This is a genomic window from Haemophilus sp. C1 (assembly GCF_001276515.1).
Classification (GTDB): domain Bacteria; phylum Pseudomonadota; class Gammaproteobacteria; order Enterobacterales; family Pasteurellaceae; genus Haemophilus.
Genome location: NZ_LDVZ01000006.1, coordinates 69,691 through 95,442 on the forward strand (window position 1 = coordinate 69,691; position 25,752 = coordinate 95,442).

Consider the following 25,752-nt stretch of genomic DNA (forward strand, 5'->3'; position numbering starts at 1 on the left):
TCGCTTGTGCCTATCAGTTAAAAGTGCGGTTAAAACTTTCAACGTTTTTAGATTTATTGCAACAACCAATCTACCACGTAAATCAGCTCAATCCTATCAATCTCTGTTTATTCGTAATATTTCCCTTTCAGTAGCTTTGAATATGCGAGATATTGCATGTACATGCATCTTCTCTATAACTTTAAAGCCTAGTTGCACAATCCCCAATTTCCGTTATCATACGCGCTTTCTTATTTTTCGGAATTTTGTATTTATGAATAAATTAAAGATAGCATTGTTTGTAGGGGTCCTTGTGAGTTTATTTGCTTGTACCACAACACATCAGCCAAAGAAGACGGTTAAATCTCGATTTTTAAAGAATAATATTAGCCAAGCTGAGTTAAATAATTCTGTTAATTACAAGCCATATCATTATCGTTGTAATAATAAAGAAACTGGGGGGATTTCTCATTTAACGACTTATTTTCCTCTGTCGCGTGAAAGCCGTATGAAAGATAACTTCGGGTTTTATTTCCAGCTAGATAATGGCAAGGCGGAGCCTTTTGATCATTCATACACACTGACACTGAATGCGCGCGGTACAAAATTTGAAGTGGTTTATCGTTCGTATGATCCGATTCAAGGAAGTTATGTGGATTTAATCGCGCGATCTCAAAGTTCAATTTACTACAAGAATCAACAAGGCAAGCAAGTTCCTTGGTTGATTTGTAAGGGCGGTTGATTTTTCTCGAAAATAACTTTTACTTTCAGAAAAATGAGAAATTGGAATTAGTTTTCCAATTTCTCTATTCCATAAATCTCTCTTCTTTCTGCATCAAATTTCACGCTTATATCAAAGGCTTTTGCAAGATTCGCTGAATTTAGCACCGCTTGTGTTTTGCCAGTTGCAATGATTTTGCCCTTGTCGAGCAAAATCACTTCATCACAGTATTTGTATGCAAGAGATAAATGATGGATCGCTACAACACAAGTATGCTGTGGTGTGAGCGATTTTAATTGTTCCATCATGTCTATTTGGTAATAGGGATCGAGTGGTGCGATAGGTTCATCGGCAAGCAATAGCGGCGCATTTTTGATACAACAACGAGCGAGTTGCACACGGGCTTTTTCTCCGCCTGACAGTTTTTGAAAGGATTTATTAAGCAAATGTTTTATCGAAAATTTTTGTGAAATCTCCGTAATATTTGACCGCTCTTTTACCGATGATAATGGCGAATTTAAGCCGAGAGCAATGACATCATAAACCGATAAATCCCAATGGATATTGGTATCTTGCGCCAGATAAGCGAGTTGCTGGCTTTTTTCAGCTGTACTCATTTTGCTTAACGGGCTGTTTCCAAAATAAATTTCACCTTTTGCAATAGGTAAAATTCCTGCAATCGTTTTAAGCAAAGTTGATTTGCCCGCACCGTTTGCGCCCATAATGCCGATCAGTTTTCCTTTAGGAAGTGTGCAGCTGATGTTGTTTAAGCCATAAGGCTGAGAAAGGTTTTCGATTCTAATCATTATCTTGCCAACTTGCGTTGCTCCGTAATTAAAATCCAAATTAAGCAAGGTGCGCCAATGATTGCGATGAGCGTGCCAATATAAATATGTGAGAAGATTGGAATGTATTGAACGCAAAGATCCGCAATAAGTAGTAATAATGCGCCAAGTAATGCACTGGTGATGTAAAGCTGTGAAGGGCGTTTTTTTAGCAGAAGGCGAGCAAAGTGCGGTGCGATTAAGCCAACAAAACCGATAGTGCCTGTTTGCGGAATCGTTGCACCCACTAATAATGCCACGCCAAAGGTCGTGACGAAAAAGCTACGTTTAGGATTCACGCCCATTGTGCTCGCGGTTTCTTCACCGAAGGTGAGCAAGTCAATATAGCGGCGTTCTCGATATAAACAGAACAATCCCAATAATGCGATTGGAAGTGAAATAAGTAGTGTATCAAGTTTTGCCCATACAAGAGAACCTTGTAGCCAGCGGTAGAGTTCAGCTAATGCCCACGGGCTTTCTGCATTCGAAAGTAGCAATGCAACAGCAGCGGAGAGCAACATATTGATGGCTAAACCACTTAAGATCATCGCTGTTGTACCGTGGTTTTTAGCGATTAAATAAACTAATAAAAAACTAGATAATGCACCAGTTACGCCGCCAATAAGCAATAGACTTAAGGGTACGGAAAAATAGTAAAGCAAAAAGACACTGGTGCTGGTTGCACCGGCACTACTGCCCAATAAGCCGGGACTAGCCAGTGGATTTTGAAATATCCCCTGCATTGCATTGCCTGCTAAAGCAAGGCTTGCACCAGTTAAAATGGCTAGTCCGAGGCGTGGTAGGCGAATATCAAGCAATACGAGCGAGCGCATATCCGTGAGCACACCATCTGCATTTTTGAGATGGGCAAAGTCGCCGAGCTGATGATAAATTGCAAATCCGCTAATCAACAGCAACGCTAAGAAAAGTGCGGTATTTAATTTTAGTGTTTTGGTCAATGATCAATTTCCTATGTAATCCAAATATCATTTGTTAATTTGATTTTATTAAATCTCCCCTAACCCCTCTTTGCCAAAGAGGGGGATTATAGTGTTGGGATGTATAATTCTGATATTTTATTCTAATCATTTGTATATAAAGACTGTAAATACGTCATCTTTGATTAATGTAATCATGAAATTCCCCTCTTTGGCAAAGAGGGGTTAGGGGAGATTTGTCTGCTACATTATTTTAACTGTTGATAAATCTTCTCTGCCCCTTGCCATACGCCGTGATCAAAGCAATAAGTATATTTCATTGGAATACGAAAGTGCGGTCGATTTTTAAAAAGATTTTGCAAAAGCGGATGTTTAAGCAATTCTGCTTGCTCGTTATAACTTTGTTGATCGCTGATTTCAATTAACACGTTTGGTTCTGCTCGTAACACTTTTTCAAGAGAAAAATTTTGTGCCGTAAGTGGTATTTTTAGCGGGGTTAAGCCTAGCAAGTTAAGTAAAGTGGGATACTGTGGCGTATAAGTTTCTACAATGCCTGTATCTGAAAGTATTAATGTGTCGGTGAGAGATAGATTGAGGCGAGAATCTTGTAATTTAAGTTTTTTAACCAAAGATTCCGCATGCGTTTCGTTACTCGTGAGTTTGCCCAAGTGCAATATTAGCCCAAATAATTCTTCTGCCGTTTGTGGCGTGTCATTAATTGGTTCAATTTTTGCCCCGAGTTTTTTCAAATCTGCCACAAGTTGTGGATAAAAGGTTTCATTGATAAGAAACGTTTTATCGAGATAGGGCAATAATGCGGTGAGTTGTGGCTCAAGGGTTGGCTTATCCACATTGAGTTTATCCAACATCATCAAGGGATTTTTAGAATAAGGTGACTGCGCAGCAATTTGCTCAGGACGCGAAATTTCCGACAAAAGACGATCGCTACAAAGTGTAAGCGAGACAAATTTCTCCGACGCATGCGAAGTCAAGGGCAAGAAAAGTGCGGTTAAAATTAAACGAGTTTTTTGCATATAGATAATGATACGCTACGCCATCAAGAATGTAAAAAGGCGTGCTTAGCACGCCCTTATAGGTGGATAATAATTAGAACGATCCTTTTAACCCAACGTAAACATTACGTCCGTCTTGACCATATTCGATAGCATTTTCGTATTTTTTATTAAATACGTTGTTCAAGTTCGCATATATGTTTAGATTTGGAATTAATTGATAATTCACACCTAAATTTACCAAAGTGTAAGATGGCATTTTTGTAGGTTTTGCTGGGTAAATCCTGTAGTAGTTGTCTATGCGTTTGCCTACATAACTGATATTAGCATCTGTGCCAAATTTCTCAGTTATTTGATAAGCTAAACCAGTATTAGCTGTATGTTTTGGACGACGAATTAAATCTGCCCCAGTCTTTTCTTTAGCTCGCATATAAGTATAGTTTGCATAAGCGGTTAAATCTTTTGTTAATTTGCCACTATACGCAATTTCTACACCCTTAATTTTCGAGGTTCCCTCAATATTTGAAGCTGGGTTTGTCAAACCATTGATCAGATTTTTCACATTACGAGCAAAATAAGTGATATCAAGACTATGAGCTTTATCCACTGTTTCCATCAATAACCCAATTTCTCCACCAAGACTTTTTGCTGGTTTTAAATTTGGATTTCCACGATAGTTTCCATTATAACCATAGTAATCAACTAAACTTGGATTTTGAATAGCTGAACCAAAACTTGCGTGAGCACGGAAATTGGGCGATAAGCGATAAGCTCCAGCTACACGTCCTGTAAAGGCATTTTCAAATTGTGAGTTTTCAGTAAATCGACCACTTACAGAGAAACTATGCTCATCTTCAGTGAATAAGCGATATTCGGTTGCAACACTTTTTTCTGTTAGCTTTTTCTTATCTCGTGGCGTAAATGTTGTTGAGTCATAAGTTGTTCGTTGATATTCTGCTAAAATACTTACACCTTGCTTGATGTAACCCTTGTGATCAAGATTAATATCTAATTGATAATTGGTGTTTAGTTTTTTAGCGTCATAGGCAGAAAACGGATTTGAGTTTGGAAATGGATATAAATCAAATCTGTCACTATCTGTTTTAATATGACTAACGCTTACCTTATGTTTAAAAAGTTCTTCATCACTACCTAGATAACTACTTAATTTAAATAATGTTTCACGTGTGCGAGCTCGATCATCATAATCTCGTTCTTGTGCAATTGAGCGATTATCATTGTCGTAATGTGCGGTTTGTGATGAGTGAGATGCTAATAATTCCACTCCTTTATGAGTATCATCATAACCTACACGTAAAGAAGCATTATCGCGATGAAAACGATCTTTTTCTGAACGATCTCCTACTGAAAAATGTTGACCATCTAATGTAGTGTAATTAAATTTATTTGAACTTAGAGATGATATTCCACTTGTACGATGGCTATCGCCGTGCAAAGAATAATAGAGTCCATCATTATGACCAGAAATTGTCACCGAAGCATCACGAGTTCTATGTGAACCTGTACCAAAATCAAAATCTACATTAAATGGTTTATCTTTGTATAAGCCACTTTTGGTTGTGATATAGATCACCCCACCCATTGCATCGCTTCCCCAAAGAGCAGATTGTTCCCCACGTAATACTTCAATACGTTCAATATTGCTAAGTGTTAAACCACCAAAATCATAACCCAAGTTATTAGCTGGTTTCATTTTTACACCATCAATAATAACTGCTGTTTGGTTTGAATTTGCACCACGTAAGAATAAGCTGGTTAATGCACCACGCCCCCCATTAGCCCCCATTGCCACACCTGGCACAGTCTTCAATACATCACTCACATAAGTCGCATTACGCTCTGCAAAATCTTTTTCTGTTAATACGGTGACTGATGATGCAGTTTGATCTTGGTTTACTGGCGTTGCGTAAGCTGAATACACATTGATCGGCTCAAGCTCGGTTTTAGTTTCAGCTTGTACAAAAGCCGATGCACTCAATAAAAGTGCGGTAGTAATTAAGTTAGTTTTCATTAAGTTGGTTCCTCTTTTTAAAAAGTGCGCTATTTTGGCACAATAGACATTCATTTCCTAGTTGAGAATTTTCATTTACTTTAAAAATTCTGTTCATTTTGTAAAAAAATTCGTTTTTTGACCGCACTTTTTCACCTTTATCCGCCTTGCGCTTTCAAGTATAATGCGGGCATTTTTAATCACATTAGATCAACGATTATGAGCACAAAATTTAACGTAAAAACATTCCAAGGTATGATTTTAGCCCTGCAAGAATATTGGGCAAACCAAGGCTGCACCATTGTGCAACCTTTTGATATGGAAGTGGGCGCAGGTACCTCTCACCCAATGACCGCATTACGTGCATTAGGTCCAGAGCCGATGGCATTTGCTTATGTGCAACCTTCACGCCGCCCGACCGATGGTCGCTACGGTGAAAACCCAAACCGTTTACAACATTACTATCAATTCCAAGTAGTGATCAAACCTTCTCCAGATAACATTCAAGAACTCTATTTAGGTTCCCTTGAAATGCTTGGTTTCGATCCGACCAAAAACGACATCCGTTTCGTAGAAGATAACTGGGAAAACCCAACCTTAGGTGCATGGGGCTTAGGCTGGGAAGTATGGTTAAACGGGATGGAAGTGACCCAGTTTACCTATTTCCAACAAGTGGGTGGCTTAGAATGTAAACCTGTAACGGGCGAGGTGACTTACGGTTTAGAGCGTTTGGCCATGTACATTCAAGGCGTAGATTCTGTGTATGACCTAGTTTGGTCTGACGGCCCATTAGGCAAAACCACTTATGGCGATGTTTTCCATCAAAATGAAGTTGAGCAATCAACCTATAACTTTGAACACGCAAACACAGATTTCTTATTCTACTGCTTTGATCAATATGAAAAAGAAGCACAAGAGTTATTAGCCTTAGAAAAACCGTTACCATTGCCTGCTTATGAGCGTATTTTGAAAGCAGCACACAGCTTTAACTTGTTAGATGCACGTAAAGCAATTTCGGTAACAGAACGCCAACGCTATATTTTACGGATTCGTGCCTTAACCAAAGGGGTGGCGGAAGCCTATTATGCAAGCCGTGAAGCCTTAGGTTTCCCTGGTTGTAAAAAATAAGGCTTAAACAAATTCACAAAAGTGCGGTGAAATTTGACCGCACTTCAGGAGAGCAAAATGAGTAAACCCATTCTTTTTTATGCAGAAACATGCCCAGATACCGCACCATTTGTCGCGGAGTTGGATCGCTTAGGCGTGGATTACGATGAAGTAGAAATTATGACTTCATTACCTAATCTCAAACAATTTACTCGTTTACGCGATAGTAGTGCAGAATTTGATAACTCGAAAGCAAATGGCTATTTAGGTATTCCTGCGTTGTTATTACCAAATGGCGATGTTATTTTAGATGAATCCAAATTAAAAGAGATTTTCTAAAGTGATAAAAAAAACGTTAGCTCTTGCAACTTCAGCGATGATTTTGACCGCTTGTAGCAATGCGCAATCACAAGCTGAAATGCCAACTGTGGGCGGTCAAACCGATGCTCACGGTTGCTTACCAAATGCGGGGCAGTCTTATTCTTATGTGAGAAAAGCCTGTGTACAAGTGTTTGATGTGGCGGATATTAAGCTAGACGATCCTGCGAATAAAACCCAAGCGGTTTATGGCATTCTTTCGGAAGATAAGCAACAGGTTGAAGTGTTTGCTTCTGATTTGCCTGAAAATACGATTTTAGATGTGGTAAAAAGCGGATATGTCTCCAAAGATGGTAAAGTGCGTTTAATGAAAACCAAGACAAGTTGGGAGATTCGTAAGTAATGAAGAAGGTCAGTTTTTTACAATTTTTATTTAGAATTGGTGATGACTATTTAATGTTTTTTCGAAATTTAACACCCGCTGTGTTGTTTTTATCACTCGCGTTATTTATGTATTCTGAGCTGAATTGGGCACATTGGGCGTGGAGTAATGTGCTAGTGCTGTTTTTAAGTTTGGCTTCAGGATTTATTGCACTCAGCGTCATGGCAATAAATACTGTTGCTTTTGTACGCGAGATGCTGAAAACCTTAAGAACACTAAGCGGAGAGAGTGAACTTGATGAAAATATTGGTACGCTCGCATTATTTAAAATGCTCTGGGTGGAGAGCGACAGTAAACAACTAATCTTTTTTGCGGTAGTCAATATTGTTGCAGTATTTATGGTGTTAGCTTACGGCACCAAATATGCCTTGAATTTTTATAGCTCAATTTCAACATTAAATGATTAGGTCTCGAATATGAAAAAAATAACCCTAAAATTCACCGCACTTTTGCTTAGCTCAGCTTTAGCAAGTAGCGTGTTGGCAACAGAAAATAGCCAAAATTCTTCAAGTTCTGATTATGAATTAGAGAAAGTATTTATTTTCAGCCGACACGGATTGCGTTCACCAGTGGAAAAAGATCCGCAAGAAATGGCGAAATATTCCCCTTATAAATGGGCAAAATGGAATGTACCATCTGGCTATCTCACTGCAAAAGGGACGGTGCTAGAAACCTATTTCGGACAGTATTTAGGTCAGTGGCTTTCGGATAAAGGGTTATTAACAACAGAACGTTGTGCATCAGGCGAAGGCATTTTCGCTTATGCGAATGGTGTGCAACGCACCATTGCAACAGGTCAGGCGATTGTTTCTGGTGCATTTGCGGGCTGTAATGTACAACTGCAACATCATGGTAAAATTGGTTCAGAAAAAGATCCGATTTTTAATACACAGGCGCATAATCCAAGTAAAGCCTTGATTGAATCTGCAAAAAATAACGTTGATTTAACCGCTTTACAGCAAAAATTAGCACCAAATTATGCGCTATTAAGTGAAATCATCGATTACAAAAACTCACCAAACTGTTTGCAAAAAGGCGAGTGTGATTTAGGTGGAAAAGTCGGTGAATACAGTATTAAAGACGGCAAGTCAGTCAAAATTACTGGCTCTATCAGCACTGGAAAGAAAATTGTCAGTGCATTATTACTTGCGCATTATGTGGGCAAGCCTGATTCTGAAATCGCAAACGGCCGCGTGGATAGCCAAGAAAAATGGCGTGCAATTAACGAAATTAAAAACGAATATTACCGCACGTTATTTAAAAACAATGAAGCGTTAGCACAAAATGCCTCATATCCGTTGTTAGCATTTATTCAGCAACAGCTAAATAGTGAAAACAAAATTAACTTATTGGTTGGACACGATTCTAATATTGTTGCTCTGCTTGCAGCACTAGGTGTTGAACCTTATGAATTAGATGATTCATTGGAAAATATCCCAATCGGTGGCAAGTTGCTATTTGAAGTATGGAAGCATAAACCGAGCGGTAAGCTCAAATTTAAGTTGGATTATGTGTATCAAACTACCGAACAGCTGATTAACATCACACCACTAAGTTTAGCGACACCTCCAAACCAAACAGCATTAACCCTTAAAGGCTGTAAGAAAGATGAAAATGGCTTTTGTGATTACGAGCGTTTCCAAGAGGTGTTGAGTGAGGGGATTGAGAACAGGAAGAAGTAGCTTTCATGCAACCCTATGAAAAATATTTAAAAGAGAATTCGCAGAAATTGCGAGTGGATCAAACGGATGCGGAAAGAAAATTATGGCGACGTATCAATCGAGATCAATTATTAGGATTTCGATTTAATCGACAAAAGCCACTTTTAAGTTATATCGTTGATTTTTATTGTGCGAAAGCAAGGCTGATTATTGAGTTAGATGGTAGTCAGCACTATGAACCTGATTATCAGGAAAAAGATGCATTGCGAGATGCAGAATTAAATTCACTTGGTTTCACGGTGATGCGGTTTAGCAATGATGAAGTAATGCGTGAAATTGAAAGTGTAGTAAAGCAGATTTATTTGTTTTTAGAGAATGTGAGGGCTGATTGAGTATGAGGTTGGATTAACTTCTGCCAAATCTCCCCTACCCCTCTTTGCTAAAGAGGGGAATTCTTGAGTTAATTGATAGTAACTGACTTATTTACATTTTAATTTCAATAGAAATTAAATTATCTGCTTTCAAAAAACGTTAAAGTAGAACATAAATATTTAACTCTCCAAAGAACCAATCCCCTCTTTAGCAAAGAGGGGGAGGGGAGATTTGGCAGAAGTGAAAACGAAGAAAATAATCAAATAAGACATGAATTTCTTAATTTACATACGCTATAAGAGATAACGGAAAATATAATGAAGCAACATATTTATCAAACTACCGTAGAGTGGGTTGGAAATTTAGGGCGGGGAACTTCTTCTTATACTGCGTATGAGCGGGATTTTATTGCTTCGGCATTGAATAAACCCAATATTTTAGGTTCTGCTGATCCAGCTTTTCGTGGTGATAAAACACGTTGGAACCCAGAAGATATGTTATTAGCCTCCATTTCTGCCTGTCATAAATTATGGTATTTACATTTTTGTGCCGTTAATAACATTATTGTGCAAGAATACCGTGATGAAGCAATAGCGATTATGGATGAAGGCAGTTCAGAGCATGCAGGGCGCTTTATTTCGGCAACATTAAAACCTCGTGTGAGAATTTCAAGCGAGTCGGATGCCGTTAAGGCATTGGCATTACATGAAAATGCGCATCAGGCATGTTTTATCGCAAACTCACTTAATTTCCCTGTGAAATGTGAAGCACTGATTGAAAAAGATTAAATTAAAATAAAACGGTGCGCAAGTTGCACCTTACCAGAGAAAACAAAATGACAACCCAAAACTTCCTAGTAGAAATCGGCACAGAAGAGCTGCCACCAAAAGCTCTCAAAATATTAGCGACCTCTTTTGCGGATAACGTTGAGGCGGAATTGAACCAAGCAGGTTTAACTTTCGACAAAATCGAATGGTTTGCGGCGCCGCGTCGTTTGGCGGTAAAAGTGTTGAACTTAGCCACGCAACAGCCAAGCAAAGAAATCGAAAAACGCGGGCCAGCAGTGTCTGCAGCCTTTGATGCGGAAGGCAAACCAACTAAAGCGGCAGAAGGCTGGGCGCGTGGTTGTGGGATTACCGTTGAGCAAGCAGAACGCATTGCAACTGATAAAGGTGAATGGTTAGTTCATCGTGCGAAAATTGAAGGTCAGCCGACCAAAAACTTACTTAACGACATTGTGGCAAATGCCTTAGCAAAATTGCCAATTCCAAAACCAATGCGTTGGGCTGACAAAACCGTGCAGTTTATCCGCCCGGTTCATACTGTGACTATGTTGTTAGGTGATGAGTTAATCGAAGGCGAAATTTTAGGTGTGGCAAGTGCACGCACTATTCGCGGTCACCGTTTCTTAGGTGAGAAAGAATTTGAAATTCAACATGCAGACCAATATCCGCAATTATTGCGTGAAAAAGGTTCTGTAGTAGCGGACTTCAATGAGCGTAAAGCAGAAATTTTGGCAAAATCTCAAGCAAAAGCAACCGCACTTGGTGGCGTGGCTGACATTGAAGAAAGCTTGCTTGAAGAAGTGACCTCGTTGGTGGAATATCCAAATGTATTAGCGGCGAAATTCGAAGAGCGCTTCTTAGCCGTGCCTGCGGAAGCCTTAGTTTACACTATGAAAGGCGACCAAAAATATTTCCCGATTTATGACAAAGACGGCAAATTATTACCGCACTTTATTTTTGTATCGAACATCAATCCAGAAGATCCAACCGCGATTATCGAAGGGAACGAAAAAGTGGTTCGCCCTCGTTTAACCGATGCGGAATTCTTCTTCAAAACCGACTTAAAACAAAAACTGGTTGATCGTTTACCTCGTTTAGAAACCGTATTGTTCCAACAACAATTGGGTACATTGAAAGATAAAACAGACCGCATTGAGCAACTTGCAGGCGAAATTGCAAAACAAATCGGTGCAGACGAAGCGAAAGCAAAACGTGCTGGCTTACTGTCAAAATGTGACTTGATGACCAACATGGTGTTTGAATTCACTGATACACAAGGCGTAATGGGGATGCACTATGCTCGTCATGATGGTGAAGACGAAGAAGTGGCAGTGGCATTAAACGAACAATATATGCCACGCTTTGCGGGGGATGAATTACCTAAATCTTTGGTGGCAAGTGCGGTTGCTTTAGCGGATAAATTTGACACCTTAACGGGTATCTTCGGCATCGGCCAAGCACCTAAAGGTAGTGCAGACCCATTTGCATTGCGTCGTGCGGCATTAGGTGCGTTACGTATTATCGTAGAGAAAAACTTACCGCTTGATTTAGAAGATTTAGTGAAAAAATCAGCCGCGCTTTTCGGTGATAAACTCACGAATCAAAACGTGGTTGCTAATGTGGTGGACTTCATGCTTGGTCGTTTCCGTGCATGGTATCAAGATGAAGGCATTGCAGTGGATGTGATTCAAGCGGTATTGGCGCGTCGTCCAACTCGCCCTGCTGATTTTGATGCGCGCGTGCGTGCGGTTTCACACTTCCGTACTTTAGATTCAGCGGAAGCGTTAGCAGCAGCAAACAAACGTGTAAGCAACATCTTAGCAAAAGCGGATGCTGCAATTGGTGAGATCAATTTGACCGCTTGCGTAGAGCCAGCAGAAAAAGCCCTTGCTGAAGCGGTACTCGCATTACGCACTGAAGTACAACCACTTATCGCACAAGGCGATTACACGGCAGTACTAGATAAATTAGCGAACTTACGCGCGCCGGTAGACAGTTTCTTTGATAACGTGATGGTAAATGCTGAAGAACCAGCATTACGCCAAAACCGCTTAGCGATTTTAAATACGTTACAAGGGTTATTCTTACAAGTAGCTGATATTTCAGTGCTTCAATAATGTAAAAAGGAATGATTGATTTTTCATCAATCATCCCTTCTATTATAGACTTCAAGTGATTATTTCTCTATAATCACCGCACTTTCCCCCCTTAGCTCAGTCGGTTAGAGCAGGCGACTCATAATCGCTTGGTCGCTGGTTCAAGTCCGGCAGGGGGGACCATTTTCTCTTTCCTATACCCTTTAAATTTCCTCAGATTAATTTCTTTTATTAATATTTATTACTTTAATTTTCAAATCCTATTTCTTTGAATAACTCTCATTAGAAATAATCAGTAACGATTTCTAGAAAATGGTGTGTTAACTAAAAGCATTATTTCTGATAGACCTAATACCGACATAACATGAAAAATCTATAGAATCTCTCTTGATATTACCTTCATAATGGTGTTAAATCACTCACATATTGTGAGGTTATATCTTATTTAAATTATGTGTCAATTACTCGGAATGAATTGTAATACGCCGACGGATATCGTCTTTTCTTTTGAAGGTTTTCGTCGTCGTGCTGGTTTAACTGATTGTCATTCAGATGGCTTTGGAATCGCTTTTTTTGAAGGGCGTGGAGTGCGTATTTTTCGCGATAATCAAGCTGCTAGCCTTTCCCCCATCGCTGATTGTGTGAAGCAATATAAAATCAAGTCTTTGAATGTTATTGCGCATATTCGTAAGGCGACTCAGGGGGAAGTGAATATTGAAAATACTCATCCGTTTATTCGTGAAATCTGGGGGCAAAACTGGGTTTTTGCGCATAATGGTAATTTGAAAAACTTACCAGACATGACAGAACATTTTTTGCAGCCAATAGGTTCTACAGATTCTGAAGCTGCTTTTTGTTATATGGCGGAATATCTTAAAAATACTTTTCGTAAAAAACCGAGTGAAATGGAAATTTTTGAGGCTATTCAAAAAGTAACAAAAGAGCTTGCTCAACACGGAACATTCAATTTTATTCTCTCTAATGGCGAATGGATGATAGCCCATTGTTCAACGAATTTACATTATGTCATGCGACAAGCGCCTTTTGGTAAAGCGCACAGAATTGATGATGATGGAGTCATTGATTTTAGTGATTATGCAAAGGAAGGCGATAAAGTGAATATCATTACAACCTTTCCATTAACCAAAGATGAAAATTGGACAAAAATGGAAAATGGTGGATTTGTATTTTTTAAGAACGGGGACAAAATTGCTGAAGTGGTAGGTACTCCGAAAGAAGCGATTGATGATGGTACCTTAGGTAATCAAGTAGCTTAATTAAATCTAGCCAAAGAAAAGTGCGGTTAAACTCAAAGAGAATTAACCGCACTTTTTTTATTGAAGTGTGAAACTAATTGGCACATTTAACCCTGAAGGGAATCCTGAAGGTCTTGCACCGACAGGTCTTGCGCTGTTAACTGCTTCTAATGCTGCATTATCTAGGCTTTCATCACCTGATGATTGAGTAACGCGAGCACCACTTAGTGAGCCATCAGGACCTACATTGAAGGATACGCTGACTTTACCTTGCTTACGCATCATTTTTGCGCGTGTAGGATAACGTTTATGACGTTCAATTTCACGACGAATTGCGGAGCGATAGGCTGCCATTTCGCTTGTGTCTGTTCCACTACCAGCTACTTGTGCATTGCTATTGGTGGCGCCAGTTGTGGTCGCTTTAGCATTCACGTTCGCACTTGAATCAATATTTTTATCACCTTTTGGTAGATCTTTATTGATTGGTTTTTCCTGTGGTTTAACGTCTTTTTTCGGTTTATCCTTTGGCTTTTCTTTAGGTTTTTCTTTTGGTTTTGGCTTTTCTTTTTCCGGTTCTTTGATTTTTTGTGGTTCAGGTTTTACCGTTGGATCTTCCACAACCTCTTGTTTTTCTGGTTCTGGCTCTTTTTGTACATTTTCTGGCTCAGGTGCTGGTTCTTCCATCACCATGCCTTGCACCATTTCCATGGAAATACTTGTGGATATGTCGCCTGGTGCGCTATTGGCGCTATCACTAGGCTTATTCCAACTCCATAAGATTAACCCTACAACAATGCTGTGCACGATCAAAGAAATAAGCAAACCTAATAGCGAACGTTTTGTTTGCTGCATAATTATTCCTTAAGGCGTAGTTGGCACAGATTGAGCGGGTGCAGATTCTTGAGGATTTTTACCCGCACTTTTACCCTTATCTTTCATAGAAACAATAGCTACATTTTTGATCTCATTTTTAGAGAGCATATCTGTAATGGTAACAAAGTCTTGGAAAGAAGCTTCAGCATCAATTTTTAATGTGACTTTTTGATCTTTATTCCATTGGGCAATTTCTGCTTCTAGGGCGTCTTGCGTAATAGGTCTATCATTGAAATAGAGTTGTTTATCCGCTGTTACAGTCAATAATTTAGCAAGCTCATCAGCTTTAAATGCAACGGCTGTACTGGCTTTAGGTACGTTAACTTGAATTTTACCTTGAGAGATAAAAGACGCAGTGATAAGTACCACAGCAAGCAACACCAACATAATATCAATGAAAGGGATAATGTTGATTTCATCGAATTTTTTCACGGACTATTCCTTATCTTTTTGTTCGTTTAATACTTTCCATTTCAAACGATTAACTTCCACTTTACGACCTAAACCGTTATAAAACACCATAGATGGAATAGCCACAAGAATACCTAATGCAGTCGCTTTTAATGCCAAAGATAAATGCATCATAATTACGCTTGGATCAATGTCGCCACCGCCATGACCGATTTGATAGAACGTTAATAAAATCCCGATAACCGTACCAAGCAAACCAACATAAGGAGCGTTGGCACCAACAGTAGAAATCACCGTCATATTACGGTTTAAATCAATATCTAATTCATGAATGGTGGAATAATGCGCCACGTTTACCTTTCTTAAGAAAAGATAACGTTCAATTACCATGGCTAGCATAATAATGCTCATCAGTAATAATAAACCGATGATAAAGTAGTCACTATACTGTTGTAAAAAATCAAAAAGCTGAATCATTTTTTCTGTCCTTATTATTTGAGAAATATCTTGGGAATATAATTGAGAATGAATTTCAATCAAGAATAAATTCTAGCAAAGGCGGAATAATGCGTAAATATCGAACTAAAAAAATAATGAATTTTTACCGCACTTTATATAGAAAAGTGCGGTAATTTTTGAAGGGTTATAGGGAACGAAGATAATCAACGATAACTTGATGATGTTCTGTTGTTTTGAATTTATCAAATACGTGAATAATTTTTCCGTTTTCATCAATTAAAAAACTAATTCGGTGAATACCATCGTAAGTTTTCCCCATGAATTTTTTCTCACCCCATACGCCAAATTGTTCTGCAATTTTGTGATCAGGATCGGAAAGTAGTGTGAAATTAAGGGCTTTTTTCTCAATAAATTGAGCTAATTTTTTCGGTGTATCGGGGCTAATGCCAAGTACAACTAAACCTAATGCATCTAATTCTGATTTACTATCACGCAATCCGCATGCTTGCGTTGTGCAGCCTGGCGTAAGTGCTTTCGGGTAAAAATAGACTAATACTTTTTTACCGCGAAAATCATTTAAAGAAACGAGTTGTTCCTGCTGATTTAATAACGTAAAAATGGGTGCTTGGCTACCAACGGATAATGGATTCATAAAAAGCTCCTTTGATGAAAAAATATTTGCAAATTCAAGTCATTTTAGCGACTATAACGAGCCATACCAAATAATAAAATTAAAAAACCAACGGAGGTTCTATGTCAGCACAAAATCCTTTATTTTCAGGCAGTATTGTTGCTCTTGTCACACCAATGAACAATGACGGTGAAATTGATTTCTCGTGTTTAGAAAATTTGGTAGAACATCATATCAAAGCAGGTACTAATGCCATTGTTTCTGTCGGAACAACCGGTGAATCTGCAACGCTAAGTATTGAAGAAAATGTTAAAGTAATTAAAAAAACGGTGGAGTTAGCCAAAGGTCGCATTCCTGTTATCGCAGGTGCTGGAGCCAATGCCACCAGCGAAGCAATTACAATGACAAAATTATTACGCGATAGTGGCGTTGCGGGTTGTCTATCCGTTGTACCTTACTACAATAAACCAACCCAAGAAGGAATCTTCCAGCATTTTAAAGCCATTGCTGAATGTACAGATTTACCGCAAATTCTTTATAACGTACCAGGTCGTACCGGTAGCGATATGAAGCCAGAAACTGTTGCTCGTTTAGCAAAAATCAACAACATTGTTGGTATTAAAGAAGCAACTGGAGATATTAGTCGTGTAACTAAAATTAAAGAACTCGCAGGCAAGGATTTCATCGTTTTAAGTGGTGATGATGCAACGAGTTTGGATGCGATGAAACTCGGCGCAGAAGGCGTGATTTCTGTAACGAATAACTTAGCACCAAAAGATATGGCTGATATGTGTCGCTATGCGCTTGCGGGAAATTTTGCTAAAGCAGAAGAAATTAATGCTCGCTTAATGCGTTTACACCATGATCTTTTTATTGAATCGAATCCAATTCCTGTGAAATGGGCGGCTTATCGTTTAGGTTTAATTAAGTCAGCACATTTACGCTTGCCATTGACGGTGTTAAGCGAAGAAGTTCAACCAAAAGTAGAAGAAGCACTGAAAATCGCAGGATTATTATAAAAATCAGGGGTAAGTCATTACCCCTAAACTTTTTGCATTATAGGCTGTCGAAGTGCGGTCAAAATTCATAAAGTTTTCAATTTAGTTAAGGTTCAAATATGAAAAAAATAATGTTGAGTTTAGCAGCGGTTATCGTATTGGCTGGCTGTTCGTCTGATCCTGAAGCATTAAAGACTGCTAATGATTCTTTCCAAAAATCAGAGGCTTCTATCCCTGGATTTTCACCATTGGCGAGTGGTGGCGTAATGCTACCAAAAGCAGACGATACTTATGCGTTGCCTAATATTGCTGTGAAAAAGGGAGAAAATATTGATATTCGTCCTCCATCAACACCATTAGCGATTATTGAAAATTCATTAACACAATTCGATGGTGAACGTGCATTAATCGTGTATCCAGAACAGCAAGCAAGTGTGTATAACCTTCAACAAGTTGAACGCTTATTAAAAGAAGACGGTATTTCATCAACGACGAATGGTGCGATTTTAACGACGGACTGGGCGCCAACAGGAAGAATTGGTGATAAATCGGGCACTGAGATTAAATATCAAGTAGAACAAGTTATGGCTCAAGATGCGAGTGCACTAGCAGTATCTGTTTTACAAATGCGTCGTGATGGCGTGATTTTCACTCCAAGTGTATCCGATAAGCAACGTTATACGTCTGAACGCTTAAACCGCATTGTGTCTGCATTAACTTCTGCTTACAACAAACAGCAACAAGATTTATCTAGTGCTTCTGTGGGAGCGGTAGCTTCGCAAATTATTCAGGATTTGAATGGTCAAACTGCATTAGCGATGAATGTTAATTTTGGTCAAGCATGGGAAAAATTAGGTGGAGCTTTACCTAAAGTGGGTTTTGCGATCAAATCTGAAACTGCGGGTAAAGGTTATCGTGAATTAAAATATTCAGCATTAAAAAAAGAAGATTGGTTGCGCATGGGAACTGAGCTTCCAGAACTTGAAAACGGCACTTACCAAATGCAAATATCTGATCATGGTAGACAAAGCTCCGTTGTCATTTCTGATGAAAAAGGCAAGGCATTGTCTGGCGATTCAGCCGCGAGAATTTACCAAGCAATTAGTAACTTGATTGCAAGATAAATAAAAGCTCAGCATTAGCTGAGCTTTTTTCTTTAGAATAATCCTAATTTTTTTATTTGTTCAATGACGGGTTCGACTTGAATCTCTGCCATTAAATTTTTCCCTTTTAGTTTGGTTGCCCAAGGTAGTTCAGAAGACGGTTTGCCAAATTCTTTTTGGGAATTTTCTTCATATACTGATACCACGTTATCTAAATTATTATAAGGTGCAGTCCGCAAAGGATTGTGATAGGCATACAAGCCAATAACGGGTGTACCTTGTGTTGTCGCAATATGGGCAGGGCCAGAATCTGGCGAAAGCACCAAATCAACCTTAGAAATTAAAGCGGTAAGCTGTTTTAGGTTTGTTTTTCCTGCAATATTGGTTGGCGTGAAATGGCAAAGTGCGGTAATTTTTTCGACTATTTCTAATTCACGTTTGGCTGGCGAACTGCAGAAAATTACATTGACATTATTCTGATGGGCAATATTGGCAACCTCTGCATAACGTTCGATTAGCCAATCTTTTTCGGCTTTACTAGAACAAGGGGAAATTAATAAATTTTTACGAGAGAAATCAATAAATTGATCGGCAAATTTATAATCATCTTCTGAGATAGCTAATTCCCATTTCGGTTCTGATTTCGGTACGCCAATATATTCAGCGAAAGCCATAAATCCATCTAATACATGGGGCGATGAGGGATCAGTGATACGACGATTTACAAATAGCCATTGCCCTTCGCGAGAACGTTTTTCTCCAAATCCAATTTTGAATTTTGCTTTAATTCCTAAAGAAAGGATTGATGCACGAAATGCTGTTTGCATATTTAATAGCGCATCAAAATGTTTATTTTTTAGTTGTGTCCAGAGTGATAAAACGCCTTTCCATCCCGCCTTTTTATCGTAAGGAATGAGTGTGATATGAGGAATGCCCGAAAGCAAACCCATTTCGGTTTTACCTACAATCCACGTAATTTCTGTTTGGGGATAACATGCCTGAATGTGCTGAACCACAGCTAAGGCATGACAGACATCGCCCACAGCTGACAATCGGAGAATACAAAGGGATTTTGGAGCTTCGGTAAAAAGTGGCATTGACGTTCCTTTCTCATTTAATTTGTGCCTATTTTAAAGTAGAATGACCCCATTTTCTATTCATAACAACATTCCAATGCAGCAATTCCAACAAGATAACCAATATTTTATCTTTAATTTTGACCGCACTTTTGAGCAAGCAACCGAGTTTTTCCAAGCGGAATTTTGGCAAAAACAAGGCCGACTGATAGGAAGTGCAAAAGGTCGAGGTATCACTTATTTCTTGCAAACTGAAGATTGGTTTGGCGTAAATTGTGCGTTGCGTCATTATTATCGAGGTGGACTTTGGGGTAAACTGAACAAAGATCGTTATCGTTTTTCTGCTCTTGAAACTACCCGTAGCTTTTCTGAGTTTCATTTGTTGCAACGTTTGTATGAAGCGGGTTTACCTGTGCCTAAACCGATTGCTGCACGTATTCAAAAAGGCAAGTTAGGTATTTGCTATCAAGCGGATATTTTGACGGAAAAAATCGAAAATGCGCAGGATTTAACCGCGCTTTTACAAACACAAACATTGCCAAAAGAAACTTGGATGCAAATTGGTCGTTTGATTCGAAAATTACATGATTTACAAATTTGCCATACGGACTTGAATGCACACAATATTTTGATTCAACAGACTGAACAAGGGAAAAAATGTTGGTTGATTGACTTTGATAAGTGCGGTGAAAAATCTGGAGATTTTTGGAAAGTGCAAAATCTGAATCGTTTAAAACGTTCCTTTGAAAAAGAAGTTGGACGAATGAATATTCAATTTACCGAGCAAAACTGGGCTGATTTAACGGCAGCTTATCATCAATAAAAGGATTGATTATGAAACAAAAAATCGTACTTGCTACAGGCAATAAAGGCAAAGTGAAAGAAATGGCTGATGTTTTATCTGATTTTGGTTTTGAAGTGATTGCACAAACAGATTTAGGTATTGAAAGCCCAGAAGAAACAGGATTAACTTTCGTTGAGAATGCGTTATTAAAAGCGCGCTATGCCTCAGAAAAATCAGGTTTACCTGCTATTGCAGATGATTCTGGCTTAGTGGTTTCCGCACTTAATGGCGCGCCAGGTCTGTATTCTGCACGTTATGCTGGAGAAGAGGGCAATGATGCTAAAAACCGTGAGAAATTATTGGCAGAGCTTGCTCATGTTACACAAGATAAACGCCAAGCCAAATTTGTGAGTTGTATCGTGTTTTTACAGCATCCAACGGATCCATCGCCAATTATTGCCGAAGGTGAGTGTCACGGTGTGATTGGTTTTGAAGAAAAAGGCGAAAATGGTTTTGGTTATGACAGTTTATTCTTTAGCCCAGAACAAGGTTGCACATTTGCTGAATTAGAAACAGTTGAGAAGAAAAAAATTTCTCATCGAGCAAGAGCGCTTAAGGTATTAAAAAGTAAGTTATAAGCTTAGTTGAACGTATGATGATAAAAGGCACGCATATTTTTTATATGCGTGCCTTTTTATATGGATTTTATCTATAGCGGAAAAGTAATATTATTCAGCATGTTCACTTAAAAATCCGCCACTTTGATGATTCCATAGTTTAGCGTACAGACCATTGCGCTCCAGTAATTCAGCATGGGTACCTTGTTCAACAATTTGTCCTTTATCAAGCACAATCAGGCGATCCATCGCTGCGATGGTGGATAAACGATGGGCAATGGCAATCACAGTTTTATTTTCCATCATCTTATCGAGACTTTCTTGTATCGCCACTTCCACTTCTGAATCCAGCGCACTTGTGGCTTCATCTAACAATAGAATTGGCGCATCTTTTAACATGACACGAGCAATAGCAATACGCTGACGCTGACCACCCGAAAGTTTTACCCCGCGTTCTCCCACATGGGCGTCATAGCCTTTTCTACCTTGGGCATCACTGAGAAATGGGATGAAATCAGCGGCTTCCGCTCGTTCAGCAGCTAAAACCATTTCTTCATCAGTAGCATTCGGGCGACCATAAATAATATTGTCACGTACAGAACGATGCAGCAACGAAGTGTCTTGAGTGACTAAACCGATTTGGCGACGTAAGCTTTCTTGTTGCACATTGAGTACATTTTGTCCATCAATGGTAATTTCGCCTTGTTGTGCTTCATAAAAGCGAAGCAATAAGTTCACAATCGTAGATTTTCCTGCACCAGAACGACCGATTAACCCAACCTTTTCCCCTGGTTTGATAGTGAGATTGAAATGATTGAGTAATGGTTTTGTTGGATCATAAGCAAAGGTAATATCGTTAAACTTAATTTCCCCTTGTTTCACTTGTAACGGCGATGCTTGTGGTTTATCTACAATGGTGTGAGGTTTAGTTAAAGTATTCATTCCGTCGTTTACGGTGCCGATATTCTCAAATAATCGGGCTGATTCCCACATAATCCAACGAGAAAGCCCGTTTACGCGTAATGCCATTGCAGTTGCCGTTGCTATTGCCCCCACGCCAACTTGACCATTTTTCCATAAAATAATGCCAAGTATTGCGGTGCTTAATGTAAGTAGAATATTTGTAGCGTAAGTGAGCGTGTCCAGTGATGTTGCTAAACGCATTTGAGCGTGTACTGTTACCATAAAATCTTGCATCGAACGCTTGGCATAAGTGGCTTCACGCGAGCCGTGAGAAAATAATTTTACTGTAGCAATATTGGAATAAGCATCTGTAATACGTCCCGTCATTAAAGAACGAGCATCAGCTTGTCGTTGTGCAGTTTTTGATAGTTTAGGAATGAGGGTTCGTAGGATCAAACCGAAGAGTATAATCCAAGTAATGAATGGTAATAAGAACCAAGAATCTAATGCCACTAGAACTACGCCAGAGGTAATAAAATATACCAATACATAAACGAACATATCTGCAAGTGTAAGTACTGTGTCACGCACAGCAAGGGCAGTTTGCATCACTTTTGCGGATACTCTACCTGCAAATTCGTCTTGATAAAAACTCAAACTTTGTCCAAGCATTAAACGATGGAAATTCCAACGTAATCGCATTGGAAATACGCCTTGTAAGGTTTGTAAACGTACGGTGGAGGCTAAAAATCCCCACACGATGCTAATAAGTAATAGGGCTGCCATTCCAATTAATAAATGACCTTTTTCTTGCCATAATTTTTCAGGTGTAAATGTACCTAACCAATCTACAAGTGTCCCCATAAATTGGAATAATACTGCTTCCATTACACCAGTACCAACGGTTAAAATCGCGAGCAAAAGAATCCAACCTTTCATTCCTGCAATACTAGACCAAATAAAACGGAACAAACCTTTTTTAGGTGTTGTTGGATTGCTTTCTGGATAGGGATTTAAACGGTTTTCAAACCACGAAAAAATTTTGTTAAACATATCTTTTCCTTAAAAAGAAAAGGCAACGCAGGTTGCCTTTTAGAAGTGCATATTATTATAGCGTAAAAACACACCAATTTATAGGCTGACAGATTTTCTGTATTGGCTTGGAGAAAGTTGGTAGTAATTTTTAAAAACTTTACAAAAATGAGCTTCTGATTGATACCCCACTTCTAAAGCAATGGCAAGCACAGATTGTTGTGATTGTTTTAATAAAAACGCCGCAGATTGTAACCGCACTTTCGTGAGAAAACGCCCTGGCGACATACCAAGTTGTTGTTGAAAAACACGAATAAAGTTTGCACGAGACATTGCAGAAAGATCAGCTAATTGTTCAATTCGCCAATCTTCTTGAGGGCGTTGTAATATCGCACCTAGCACAGCATTTAATCGCTTGTCTTGCAACGCGAGTAACACACCGCCTGTAATTAAGTTCTCTTGAATCGCATGGCGTAAAATATAAATTAAAAGTACATTCGAAAGTGCATCGACGACTGATTTTGTGCCTGCATCGTTTTTTTGTGCTTCTTGTAGAAAAAGCTGAACCAAAGGATGAATCGGTGTATCACATAAATTGAGATGCAAATATTCAGGCATAGAAGCTGTGAGGATAGCATCTTGCTGATAATAAAACGCCCCGCAGAACATTTTTAAATCAGGCGTTCCTTGTCCGACTTGATACAATTCAAACGCACCTTGCCAGCTTTTTTTCAATGATGCGTCCTTTGTTTTGGTGGATGAATGACGCATAAAGTGCGGTTGATTTTGGGGAAGGAAAAAGATATCGCCTTCCTTTAAATGAAATTGCTTTTGTCCGAGTGTAAGCCAACATTCGCCTTGTTCAATAAGATGAAATACACCTTTTCCCGCATCTTTTTCTTGGTGGGCAACTTGCCATTCACCTTGAAATTCACAGCGAATATTAATTTCCCCACGTACTTGTGCTAAATGGGTGAGTTTATCTAAATAATCCATAATGAGATGTTAGCGATAAAAATTGAGATAAATAAGCAAGTATCATAATCCAATCTGCCTATAATTTGCCACACCAGTTGGTTATTAATTCAATATATTTAGGAGAACATTATGTTTGCAGATTGGAAAGAAGAAACATCACACGTTAAAAAATCATTTGGTGCGTTAGGTAAACAATATCCAAAAATGTTACAAGCTTACCAAGCATTAGGCGCAGCAGCGGCAGAAGGTAACGTACTTGACGCTAAAACTCGTGAACTTATCGCATTAGCCGTTGCTGTAACAACTCGTTGCGAGAGCTGCATTAGCGTACACGCAGAAGAAGCTGTAAAAGCTGGTGCAAGCGAAGCTGAAGTGGCTGCAGCATTAGCAATGTCTATCGCATTAAATGCAGGCGCTGCTTATACTTATTCTTTACGTGCATTGGAAGCATATAACGTACAGAAAGGTTAATTACCTGTCATTCCATAGAGTTAAGTTGATTAAAGAAAAGGGAGTATTTTTAATACTCCCTTTGTTTTATCAATATTTCACTGTCTAATAAAATAAAAGCATTTTGCGATTAAAATTCTAACGATTTTCCAGTGCTTTTTTCACTGGAGCAAAGCTACGACGATGTTGCGGTAACGCGCCAAGTTCAGCTAATTTTTCCAAATGTAATTTGGTTGGATAGCCTTTATGTTGGGCAAAAGCGTATTCTGGATATTGCTTGTCTAATTCTTCCATTTCTTGGTCTCGTGCCACTTTCGCCAAAATAGAGGCTGCACTGATTTCCGCCACAAGGCTATCGCCTTTTACGACGGCTTGCGCTGGAATATCTAAATCTTTTGGGATCTTATTGCCATCAACCAACACAAAGTGCGGTTGAATTTTTAAAGATTTTACTGCTCGAGTCATGGCTAATAAGGAGGCTTGCAGGATATTTATCTCGTCAATTTCGTTAGCTTCAGCTCGACCTAATGCCCAAGCAAGGGCTTTTTCTTTGATTTCTTCAGCAAGGGCTAAACGTTTTTTTTCTGAAAGTTTTTTAGAATCAGCTAATCCTTCAATTGGATTATGAGGATCTAAAATAACGGCAGCCGTTACAACAGCCCCAACTAGAGGGCCTCGCCCAACTTCATCAACGCCAGCGATCAATTCATAGCTTTGTGGATATTCAAACATTTTCTGTTCCTTCTAATAAATCAATGACTGCTTGAGCCGCTTGCTTATCGGCATTGCATTGAATTTTTTGGTGTAAATCCGTGAAGTGCTGAATTAAAATATGACGATTTTTTACCGCACTTTCATCATCAGAAAGATAAGCAGATAGTTTTTCAGCGAGCAATTCTGGCGTGCATTCTTCTTGAATCATTTCAGGAACGAGCATTGCATTCGCAAGCAAGTTTGGTAAAGAAATATAATCAGTTTTCACTAAACGTTTTGCTAAGAAATAGGTCAGTGGTTTCATTCGATAGCCAACCACCATGGGTGATTTACAAAGCATTGCTTCAAGCGCAGCTGTTCCTGAAGCAAGAAGTGTTGCATCAGCGGCGATCATTGCTTGTCGTGCATTGCCATCAATTAAATGCAGATCTAGATTTGGCGCAATTTTAGCTTTAATAGCTTCAAATTGAATTCGTCGTTTTTCGTTCACCAAAGGAACGAGGAATTGCAAATCTGGGAATTGTTCTTTTAATAATAAAGCCGTTTTCAAGAAAGGCTCAGCCAGAAATTCCACTTCTGAACCACGACTTCCAACTAGGATTGCTAAATAGCGTTGTGTGGGATCAATCTGTAGCATTTGACAGGCTTCAGCACGGTTTGGTTTGAGCGGAATAGCATCTGCCATTGTGTGACCAATAAAACGGCAAGGAACGTTAAATTTATCGTAAAAGGCTTTCTCAAAAGGCAAAAAGGCAAGAACTTGATGAGTTGCTTTGGCAATTTTATGGATACGATTTTGACGCCATGCCCATACAGAGGGGCTCACGTAATGAATAGTTTTAATTCCGTTAGCTTTGAGCTTGAGTTCTACATCCAAATTAAAATCAGGCGCATCAATGCCGATGTAAACATCAGGTTTTTCGTGCAACATGGTTTGAATGACATTTTTGCGAATTTTTAACAGACGAGGAAGATGTTTCAAGATTTCAGTCAAACCCATAACAGAAAGCTCTTCCATATCGACGAGCGTCTCACAGCCTTCAGCCAACATTCTTGGGCCTGCAATGCCAATAAAGCGAGCATTAGGATAATGTGCTTTTAGTTGGCGTATTAACCCCGCTCCGAGAATATCGCCAGATACCTCGCCTGCAACAAGAGCAATGGTTGGATTTGTTTTGTTCATCAAATTTATCCTAAAAA

The 25,752-nt window shown here is 39.0% G+C and carries 28 protein-coding genes, 1 tRNA gene and 1 pseudogene; 16 read left to right on the top strand and 14 right to left on the bottom strand.

From position 1 onward, the window contains the following. Positions 1-53: 53 nt before the first annotated feature. Positions 54-134 (bottom strand): annotated as a pseudogene (locus tag ABW51_RS10485) (ATP-binding protein); the annotation flags it as partial. A 119-nt stretch (positions 135-253) separates the two neighbouring features. On the opposite strand from ABW51_RS10485, the gene ABW51_RS03785 reads away from it, so the two are divergent. Next, positions 254-721 carry a hypothetical protein gene (locus ABW51_RS03785; RefSeq protein ID WP_053465633.1) on the top strand — a complete coding sequence of 156 codons (468 nt, stop codon included), beginning with the start codon at positions 254-256 and terminating at the stop codon, positions 719-721. A 47-nt stretch (positions 722-768) separates the two neighbouring features. On the opposite strand, the gene ABW51_RS03790 is transcribed toward ABW51_RS03785, so the two are convergent. The 4 genes from ABW51_RS03790 to ABW51_RS03805 all read right to left on the bottom strand — a co-directional run bounded on the left by ABW51_RS03790 (position 769) and on the right by ABW51_RS03805 (position 5,507). Next, positions 769-1,506: an ABC transporter ATP-binding protein gene (locus tag ABW51_RS03790; protein WP_053465634.1), complete on the bottom strand. Its 738-nt coding sequence runs from the start codon at positions 1,504-1,506 to the stop codon at positions 769-771. After that, a complete protein-coding gene (locus ABW51_RS03795; RefSeq protein ID WP_053465635.1) occupies positions 1,506-2,483 on the bottom strand; it encodes a FecCD family ABC transporter permease in 978 nt (325 codons plus the stop codon). Before ABW51_RS03795 ends, ABW51_RS03790 begins: the two co-directional genes overlap by 1 nt. Before the next feature lie 227 nt (positions 2,484-2,710). Then, positions 2,711-3,496, bottom strand: coding sequence for a helical backbone metal receptor (locus ABW51_RS03800; protein ID WP_053465636.1), 786 nt, complete (start codon positions 3,494-3,496; stop codon positions 2,711-2,713). A 73-nt stretch (positions 3,497-3,569) separates the two neighbouring features. Beyond that, a complete protein-coding gene (locus ABW51_RS03805) occupies positions 3,570-5,507 on the bottom strand; it encodes a TonB-dependent receptor plug domain-containing protein (protein ID WP_053465637.1) in 1,938 nt (645 codons plus the stop codon). 198 nt (positions 5,508-5,705) lie between these two features. Here ABW51_RS03805 and glyQ point away from each other — a divergent pair, with 198 nt between their 5' ends. From glyQ to ABW51_RS03855, 10 genes are all read left to right on the top strand, one after another. Beyond that, on the top strand, positions 5,706-6,614 hold the full coding sequence (glyQ, locus tag ABW51_RS03810) for a glycine--tRNA ligase subunit alpha (RefSeq protein ID WP_005628151.1): 909 nt from the start codon (positions 5,706-5,708) through the stop codon (positions 6,612-6,614). Between the two features lie 57 nt (positions 6,615-6,671). Further along, positions 6,672-6,932 carry a hypothetical protein gene (locus ABW51_RS03815; protein WP_053465638.1) on the top strand — a complete coding sequence of 87 codons (261 nt, stop codon included), beginning with the start codon at positions 6,672-6,674 and terminating at the stop codon, positions 6,930-6,932. A 1-nt stretch (position 6,933) separates the two neighbouring features. Further along, complete coding sequence (locus ABW51_RS03820; protein ID WP_082318380.1) at positions 6,934-7,314, top strand: hypothetical protein; 381 nt, start codon at positions 6,934-6,936, stop codon at positions 7,312-7,314. After that, a complete protein-coding gene (locus ABW51_RS03825; RefSeq protein ID WP_053465639.1) occupies positions 7,314-7,760 on the top strand; it encodes a hypothetical protein in 447 nt (148 codons plus the stop codon). Before ABW51_RS03820 ends, ABW51_RS03825 begins: the two co-directional genes overlap by 1 nt. A 9-nt stretch (positions 7,761-7,769) precedes the next feature. Next, entirely contained in the window at positions 7,770-9,035 is a 1,266-nt protein-coding gene (locus ABW51_RS03830) for a histidine-type phosphatase (protein WP_053465640.1), read from the top strand. Positions 9,036-9,040: 5 nt separating this feature from the next. Next, on the top strand, positions 9,041-9,406 hold the full coding sequence (locus ABW51_RS03835) for an endonuclease domain-containing protein (RefSeq protein WP_053465641.1): 366 nt from the start codon (positions 9,041-9,043) through the stop codon (positions 9,404-9,406). A 297-nt stretch (positions 9,407-9,703) separates the two neighbouring features. Next, on the top strand, positions 9,704-10,174 hold the full coding sequence (locus ABW51_RS03840) for an OsmC family protein (RefSeq protein WP_053465642.1): 471 nt from the start codon (positions 9,704-9,706) through the stop codon (positions 10,172-10,174). A gap of 47 nt (positions 10,175-10,221) precedes the next feature. Further along, positions 10,222-12,288 carry a glycine--tRNA ligase subunit beta gene (gene glyS / locus ABW51_RS03845; RefSeq protein ID WP_053465643.1) on the top strand — a complete coding sequence of 689 codons (2,067 nt, stop codon included), beginning with the start codon at positions 10,222-10,224 and terminating at the stop codon, positions 12,286-12,288. 85 nt (positions 12,289-12,373) lie between these two features. Beyond that, positions 12,374-12,450, top strand: a tRNA-Ile gene (locus ABW51_RS03850). Between the two features lie 269 nt (positions 12,451-12,719). Next, entirely contained in the window at positions 12,720-13,544 is an 825-nt protein-coding gene (locus ABW51_RS03855) for a class II glutamine amidotransferase (RefSeq protein WP_053465644.1), read from the top strand. Positions 13,545-13,601: 57 nt separating this feature from the next. Here ABW51_RS03855 and ABW51_RS03860 read toward each other — a convergent pair whose 3' ends face one another. The 4 genes from ABW51_RS03860 to bcp all read right to left on the bottom strand — a co-directional run bounded on the left by ABW51_RS03860 (position 13,602) and on the right by bcp (position 15,918). Beyond that, positions 13,602-14,375 (bottom strand): energy transducer TonB, encoded by a 774-nt coding sequence (locus ABW51_RS03860; protein WP_005635060.1) that lies wholly within the window; start codon positions 14,373-14,375, stop codon positions 13,602-13,604. A gap of 9 nt (positions 14,376-14,384) precedes the next feature. Next, complete coding sequence (gene exbD, locus ABW51_RS03865; RefSeq protein WP_053465645.1) at positions 14,385-14,828, bottom strand: TonB system transport protein ExbD; 444 nt, start codon at positions 14,826-14,828, stop codon at positions 14,385-14,387. Positions 14,829-14,831: 3 nt separating this feature from the next. Further along, entirely contained in the window at positions 14,832-15,284 is a 453-nt protein-coding gene (gene exbB / locus ABW51_RS03870) for a TonB-system energizer ExbB (protein ID WP_053465646.1), read from the bottom strand. Positions 15,285-15,450: 166 nt separating this feature from the next. Continuing rightward, entirely contained in the window at positions 15,451-15,918 is a 468-nt protein-coding gene (bcp, locus tag ABW51_RS03875; protein ID WP_053465647.1) for a thioredoxin-dependent thiol peroxidase, read from the bottom strand. A gap of 101 nt (positions 15,919-16,019) precedes the next feature. On the opposite strand from bcp, the gene dapA reads away from it, so the two are divergent. Both dapA and bamC read left to right on the top strand, forming a co-directional pair. Beyond that, on the top strand, positions 16,020-16,916 hold the full coding sequence (dapA, locus tag ABW51_RS03880; protein WP_053465648.1) for a 4-hydroxy-tetrahydrodipicolinate synthase: 897 nt from the start codon (positions 16,020-16,022) through the stop codon (positions 16,914-16,916). 98 nt (positions 16,917-17,014) lie between these two features. Next, positions 17,015-18,019, top strand: coding sequence for an outer membrane protein assembly factor BamC (bamC, locus tag ABW51_RS03885; protein ID WP_053465649.1), 1,005 nt, complete (start codon positions 17,015-17,017; stop codon positions 18,017-18,019). Between the two features lie 32 nt (positions 18,020-18,051). Here bamC and ABW51_RS03890 read toward each other — a convergent pair whose 3' ends face one another. Next, a complete protein-coding gene (locus ABW51_RS03890; protein ID WP_053465650.1) occupies positions 18,052-19,095 on the bottom strand; it encodes a glycosyltransferase family 9 protein in 1,044 nt (347 codons plus the stop codon). A gap of 76 nt (positions 19,096-19,171) precedes the next feature. On the opposite strand from ABW51_RS03890, the gene ABW51_RS03895 reads away from it, so the two are divergent. Further along, complete coding sequence (locus ABW51_RS03895) at positions 19,172-19,897, top strand: 3-deoxy-D-manno-octulosonic acid kinase (RefSeq protein WP_053465663.1); 726 nt, start codon at positions 19,172-19,174, stop codon at positions 19,895-19,897. 11 nt (positions 19,898-19,908) lie between these two features. After that, entirely contained in the window at positions 19,909-20,496 is a 588-nt protein-coding gene (gene rdgB / locus ABW51_RS03900) for an RdgB/HAM1 family non-canonical purine NTP pyrophosphatase (RefSeq protein WP_053465651.1), read from the top strand. 90 nt (positions 20,497-20,586) lie between these two features. On the opposite strand, the gene ABW51_RS03905 is transcribed toward rdgB, so the two are convergent. Both ABW51_RS03905 and ABW51_RS03910 read right to left on the bottom strand, forming a co-directional pair. Next, complete coding sequence (locus ABW51_RS03905; RefSeq protein ID WP_053465652.1) at positions 20,587-22,431, bottom strand: ABC transporter ATP-binding protein; 1,845 nt, start codon at positions 22,429-22,431, stop codon at positions 20,587-20,589. Between the two features lie 78 nt (positions 22,432-22,509). Continuing rightward, positions 22,510-23,406, bottom strand: coding sequence for a cupin domain-containing protein (locus ABW51_RS03910; RefSeq protein WP_053465653.1), 897 nt, complete (start codon positions 23,404-23,406; stop codon positions 22,510-22,512). Positions 23,407-23,517: 111 nt separating this feature from the next. Between ABW51_RS03910 and ABW51_RS03915 the strand changes: the two genes are divergently transcribed. Beyond that, entirely contained in the window at positions 23,518-23,859 is a 342-nt protein-coding gene (locus tag ABW51_RS03915; RefSeq protein WP_005627672.1) for a carboxymuconolactone decarboxylase family protein, read from the top strand. A gap of 117 nt (positions 23,860-23,976) precedes the next feature. On the opposite strand, the gene rnhB is transcribed toward ABW51_RS03915, so the two are convergent. Together rnhB and lpxB are read right to left on the bottom strand one after the other, a co-directional pair. Next, positions 23,977-24,570 carry a ribonuclease HII gene (gene rnhB, locus ABW51_RS03920; protein ID WP_053465654.1) on the bottom strand — a complete coding sequence of 198 codons (594 nt, stop codon included), beginning with the start codon at positions 24,568-24,570 and terminating at the stop codon, positions 23,977-23,979. Next, positions 24,563-25,735: a lipid-A-disaccharide synthase gene (lpxB, locus tag ABW51_RS03925; protein WP_053465655.1), complete on the bottom strand. Its 1,173-nt coding sequence runs from the start codon at positions 25,733-25,735 to the stop codon at positions 24,563-24,565. The genes rnhB and lpxB overlap by 8 nt, the downstream gene beginning before the upstream one ends. Between the last annotated feature and the right edge of the window lie 17 nt (positions 25,736-25,752).

Coding starts and splice junctions, on each gene's coding strand:
- ABW51_RS03785 (WP_053465633.1), top strand. CDS start 254: ATGAATAAATTAAAGATAGCATTGTTTGTAGGGGTCCTTGTGAGTTTA.
- ABW51_RS03915 (WP_005627672.1), top strand. CDS start 23,518: ATGTTTGCAGATTGGAAAGAAGAAACATCACACGTTAAAAAATCATTT.
- ABW51_RS03860 (WP_005635060.1), bottom strand. CDS start 14,375: ATGCAGCAAACAAAACGTTCGCTATTAGGTTTGCTTATTTCTTTGATC.
- ABW51_RS03840 (WP_053465642.1), top strand. CDS start 9,704: ATGAAGCAACATATTTATCAAACTACCGTAGAGTGGGTTGGAAATTTA.
- ABW51_RS03895 (WP_053465663.1), top strand. CDS start 19,172: ATGCAGCAATTCCAACAAGATAACCAATATTTTATCTTTAATTTTGAC.
- ABW51_RS03830 (WP_053465640.1), top strand. CDS start 7,770: ATGAAAAAAATAACCCTAAAATTCACCGCACTTTTGCTTAGCTCAGCT.
- rnhB (WP_053465654.1), bottom strand. CDS start 24,570: ATGTTTGAATATCCACAAAGCTATGAATTGATCGCTGGCGTTGATGAA.
- lpxB (WP_053465655.1), bottom strand. CDS start 25,735: ATGAACAAAACAAATCCAACCATTGCTCTTGTTGCAGGCGAGGTATCT.
- exbB (WP_053465646.1), bottom strand. CDS start 15,284: ATGATTCAGCTTTTTGATTTTTTACAACAGTATAGTGACTACTTTATC.
- ABW51_RS03805 (WP_053465637.1), bottom strand. CDS start 5,507: ATGAAAACTAACTTAATTACTACCGCACTTTTATTGAGTGCATCGGCT.
- bamC (WP_053465649.1), top strand. CDS start 17,015: ATGAAAAAAATAATGTTGAGTTTAGCAGCGGTTATCGTATTGGCTGGC.
- ABW51_RS03825 (WP_053465639.1), top strand. CDS start 7,314: ATGAAGAAGGTCAGTTTTTTACAATTTTTATTTAGAATTGGTGATGAC.
- ABW51_RS03835 (WP_053465641.1), top strand. CDS start 9,041: ATGCAACCCTATGAAAAATATTTAAAAGAGAATTCGCAGAAATTGCGA.
- rdgB (WP_053465651.1), top strand. CDS start 19,909: ATGAAACAAAAAATCGTACTTGCTACAGGCAATAAAGGCAAAGTGAAA.
- ABW51_RS03800 (WP_053465636.1), bottom strand. CDS start 3,496: ATGCAAAAAACTCGTTTAATTTTAACCGCACTTTTCTTGCCCTTGACT.
- ABW51_RS03790 (WP_053465634.1), bottom strand. CDS start 1,506: ATGATTAGAATCGAAAACCTTTCTCAGCCTTATGGCTTAAACAACATC.
- glyS (WP_053465643.1), top strand. CDS start 10,222: ATGACAACCCAAAACTTCCTAGTAGAAATCGGCACAGAAGAGCTGCCA.
- ABW51_RS03910 (WP_053465653.1), bottom strand. CDS start 23,406: ATGGATTATTTAGATAAACTCACCCATTTAGCACAAGTACGTGGGGAA.
- glyQ (WP_005628151.1), top strand. CDS start 5,706: ATGAGCACAAAATTTAACGTAAAAACATTCCAAGGTATGATTTTAGCC.
- dapA (WP_053465648.1), top strand. CDS start 16,020: ATGTCAGCACAAAATCCTTTATTTTCAGGCAGTATTGTTGCTCTTGTC.
- ABW51_RS03890 (WP_053465650.1), bottom strand. CDS start 19,095: ATGCCACTTTTTACCGAAGCTCCAAAATCCCTTTGTATTCTCCGATTG.
- ABW51_RS03905 (WP_053465652.1), bottom strand. CDS start 22,431: ATGTTTAACAAAATTTTTTCGTGGTTTGAAAACCGTTTAAATCCCTAT.
- ABW51_RS03815 (WP_053465638.1), top strand. CDS start 6,672: ATGAGTAAACCCATTCTTTTTTATGCAGAAACATGCCCAGATACCGCA.
- bcp (WP_053465647.1), bottom strand. CDS start 15,918: ATGAATCCATTATCCGTTGGTAGCCAAGCACCCATTTTTACGTTATTA.
- ABW51_RS03855 (WP_053465644.1), top strand. CDS start 12,720: ATGTGTCAATTACTCGGAATGAATTGTAATACGCCGACGGATATCGTC.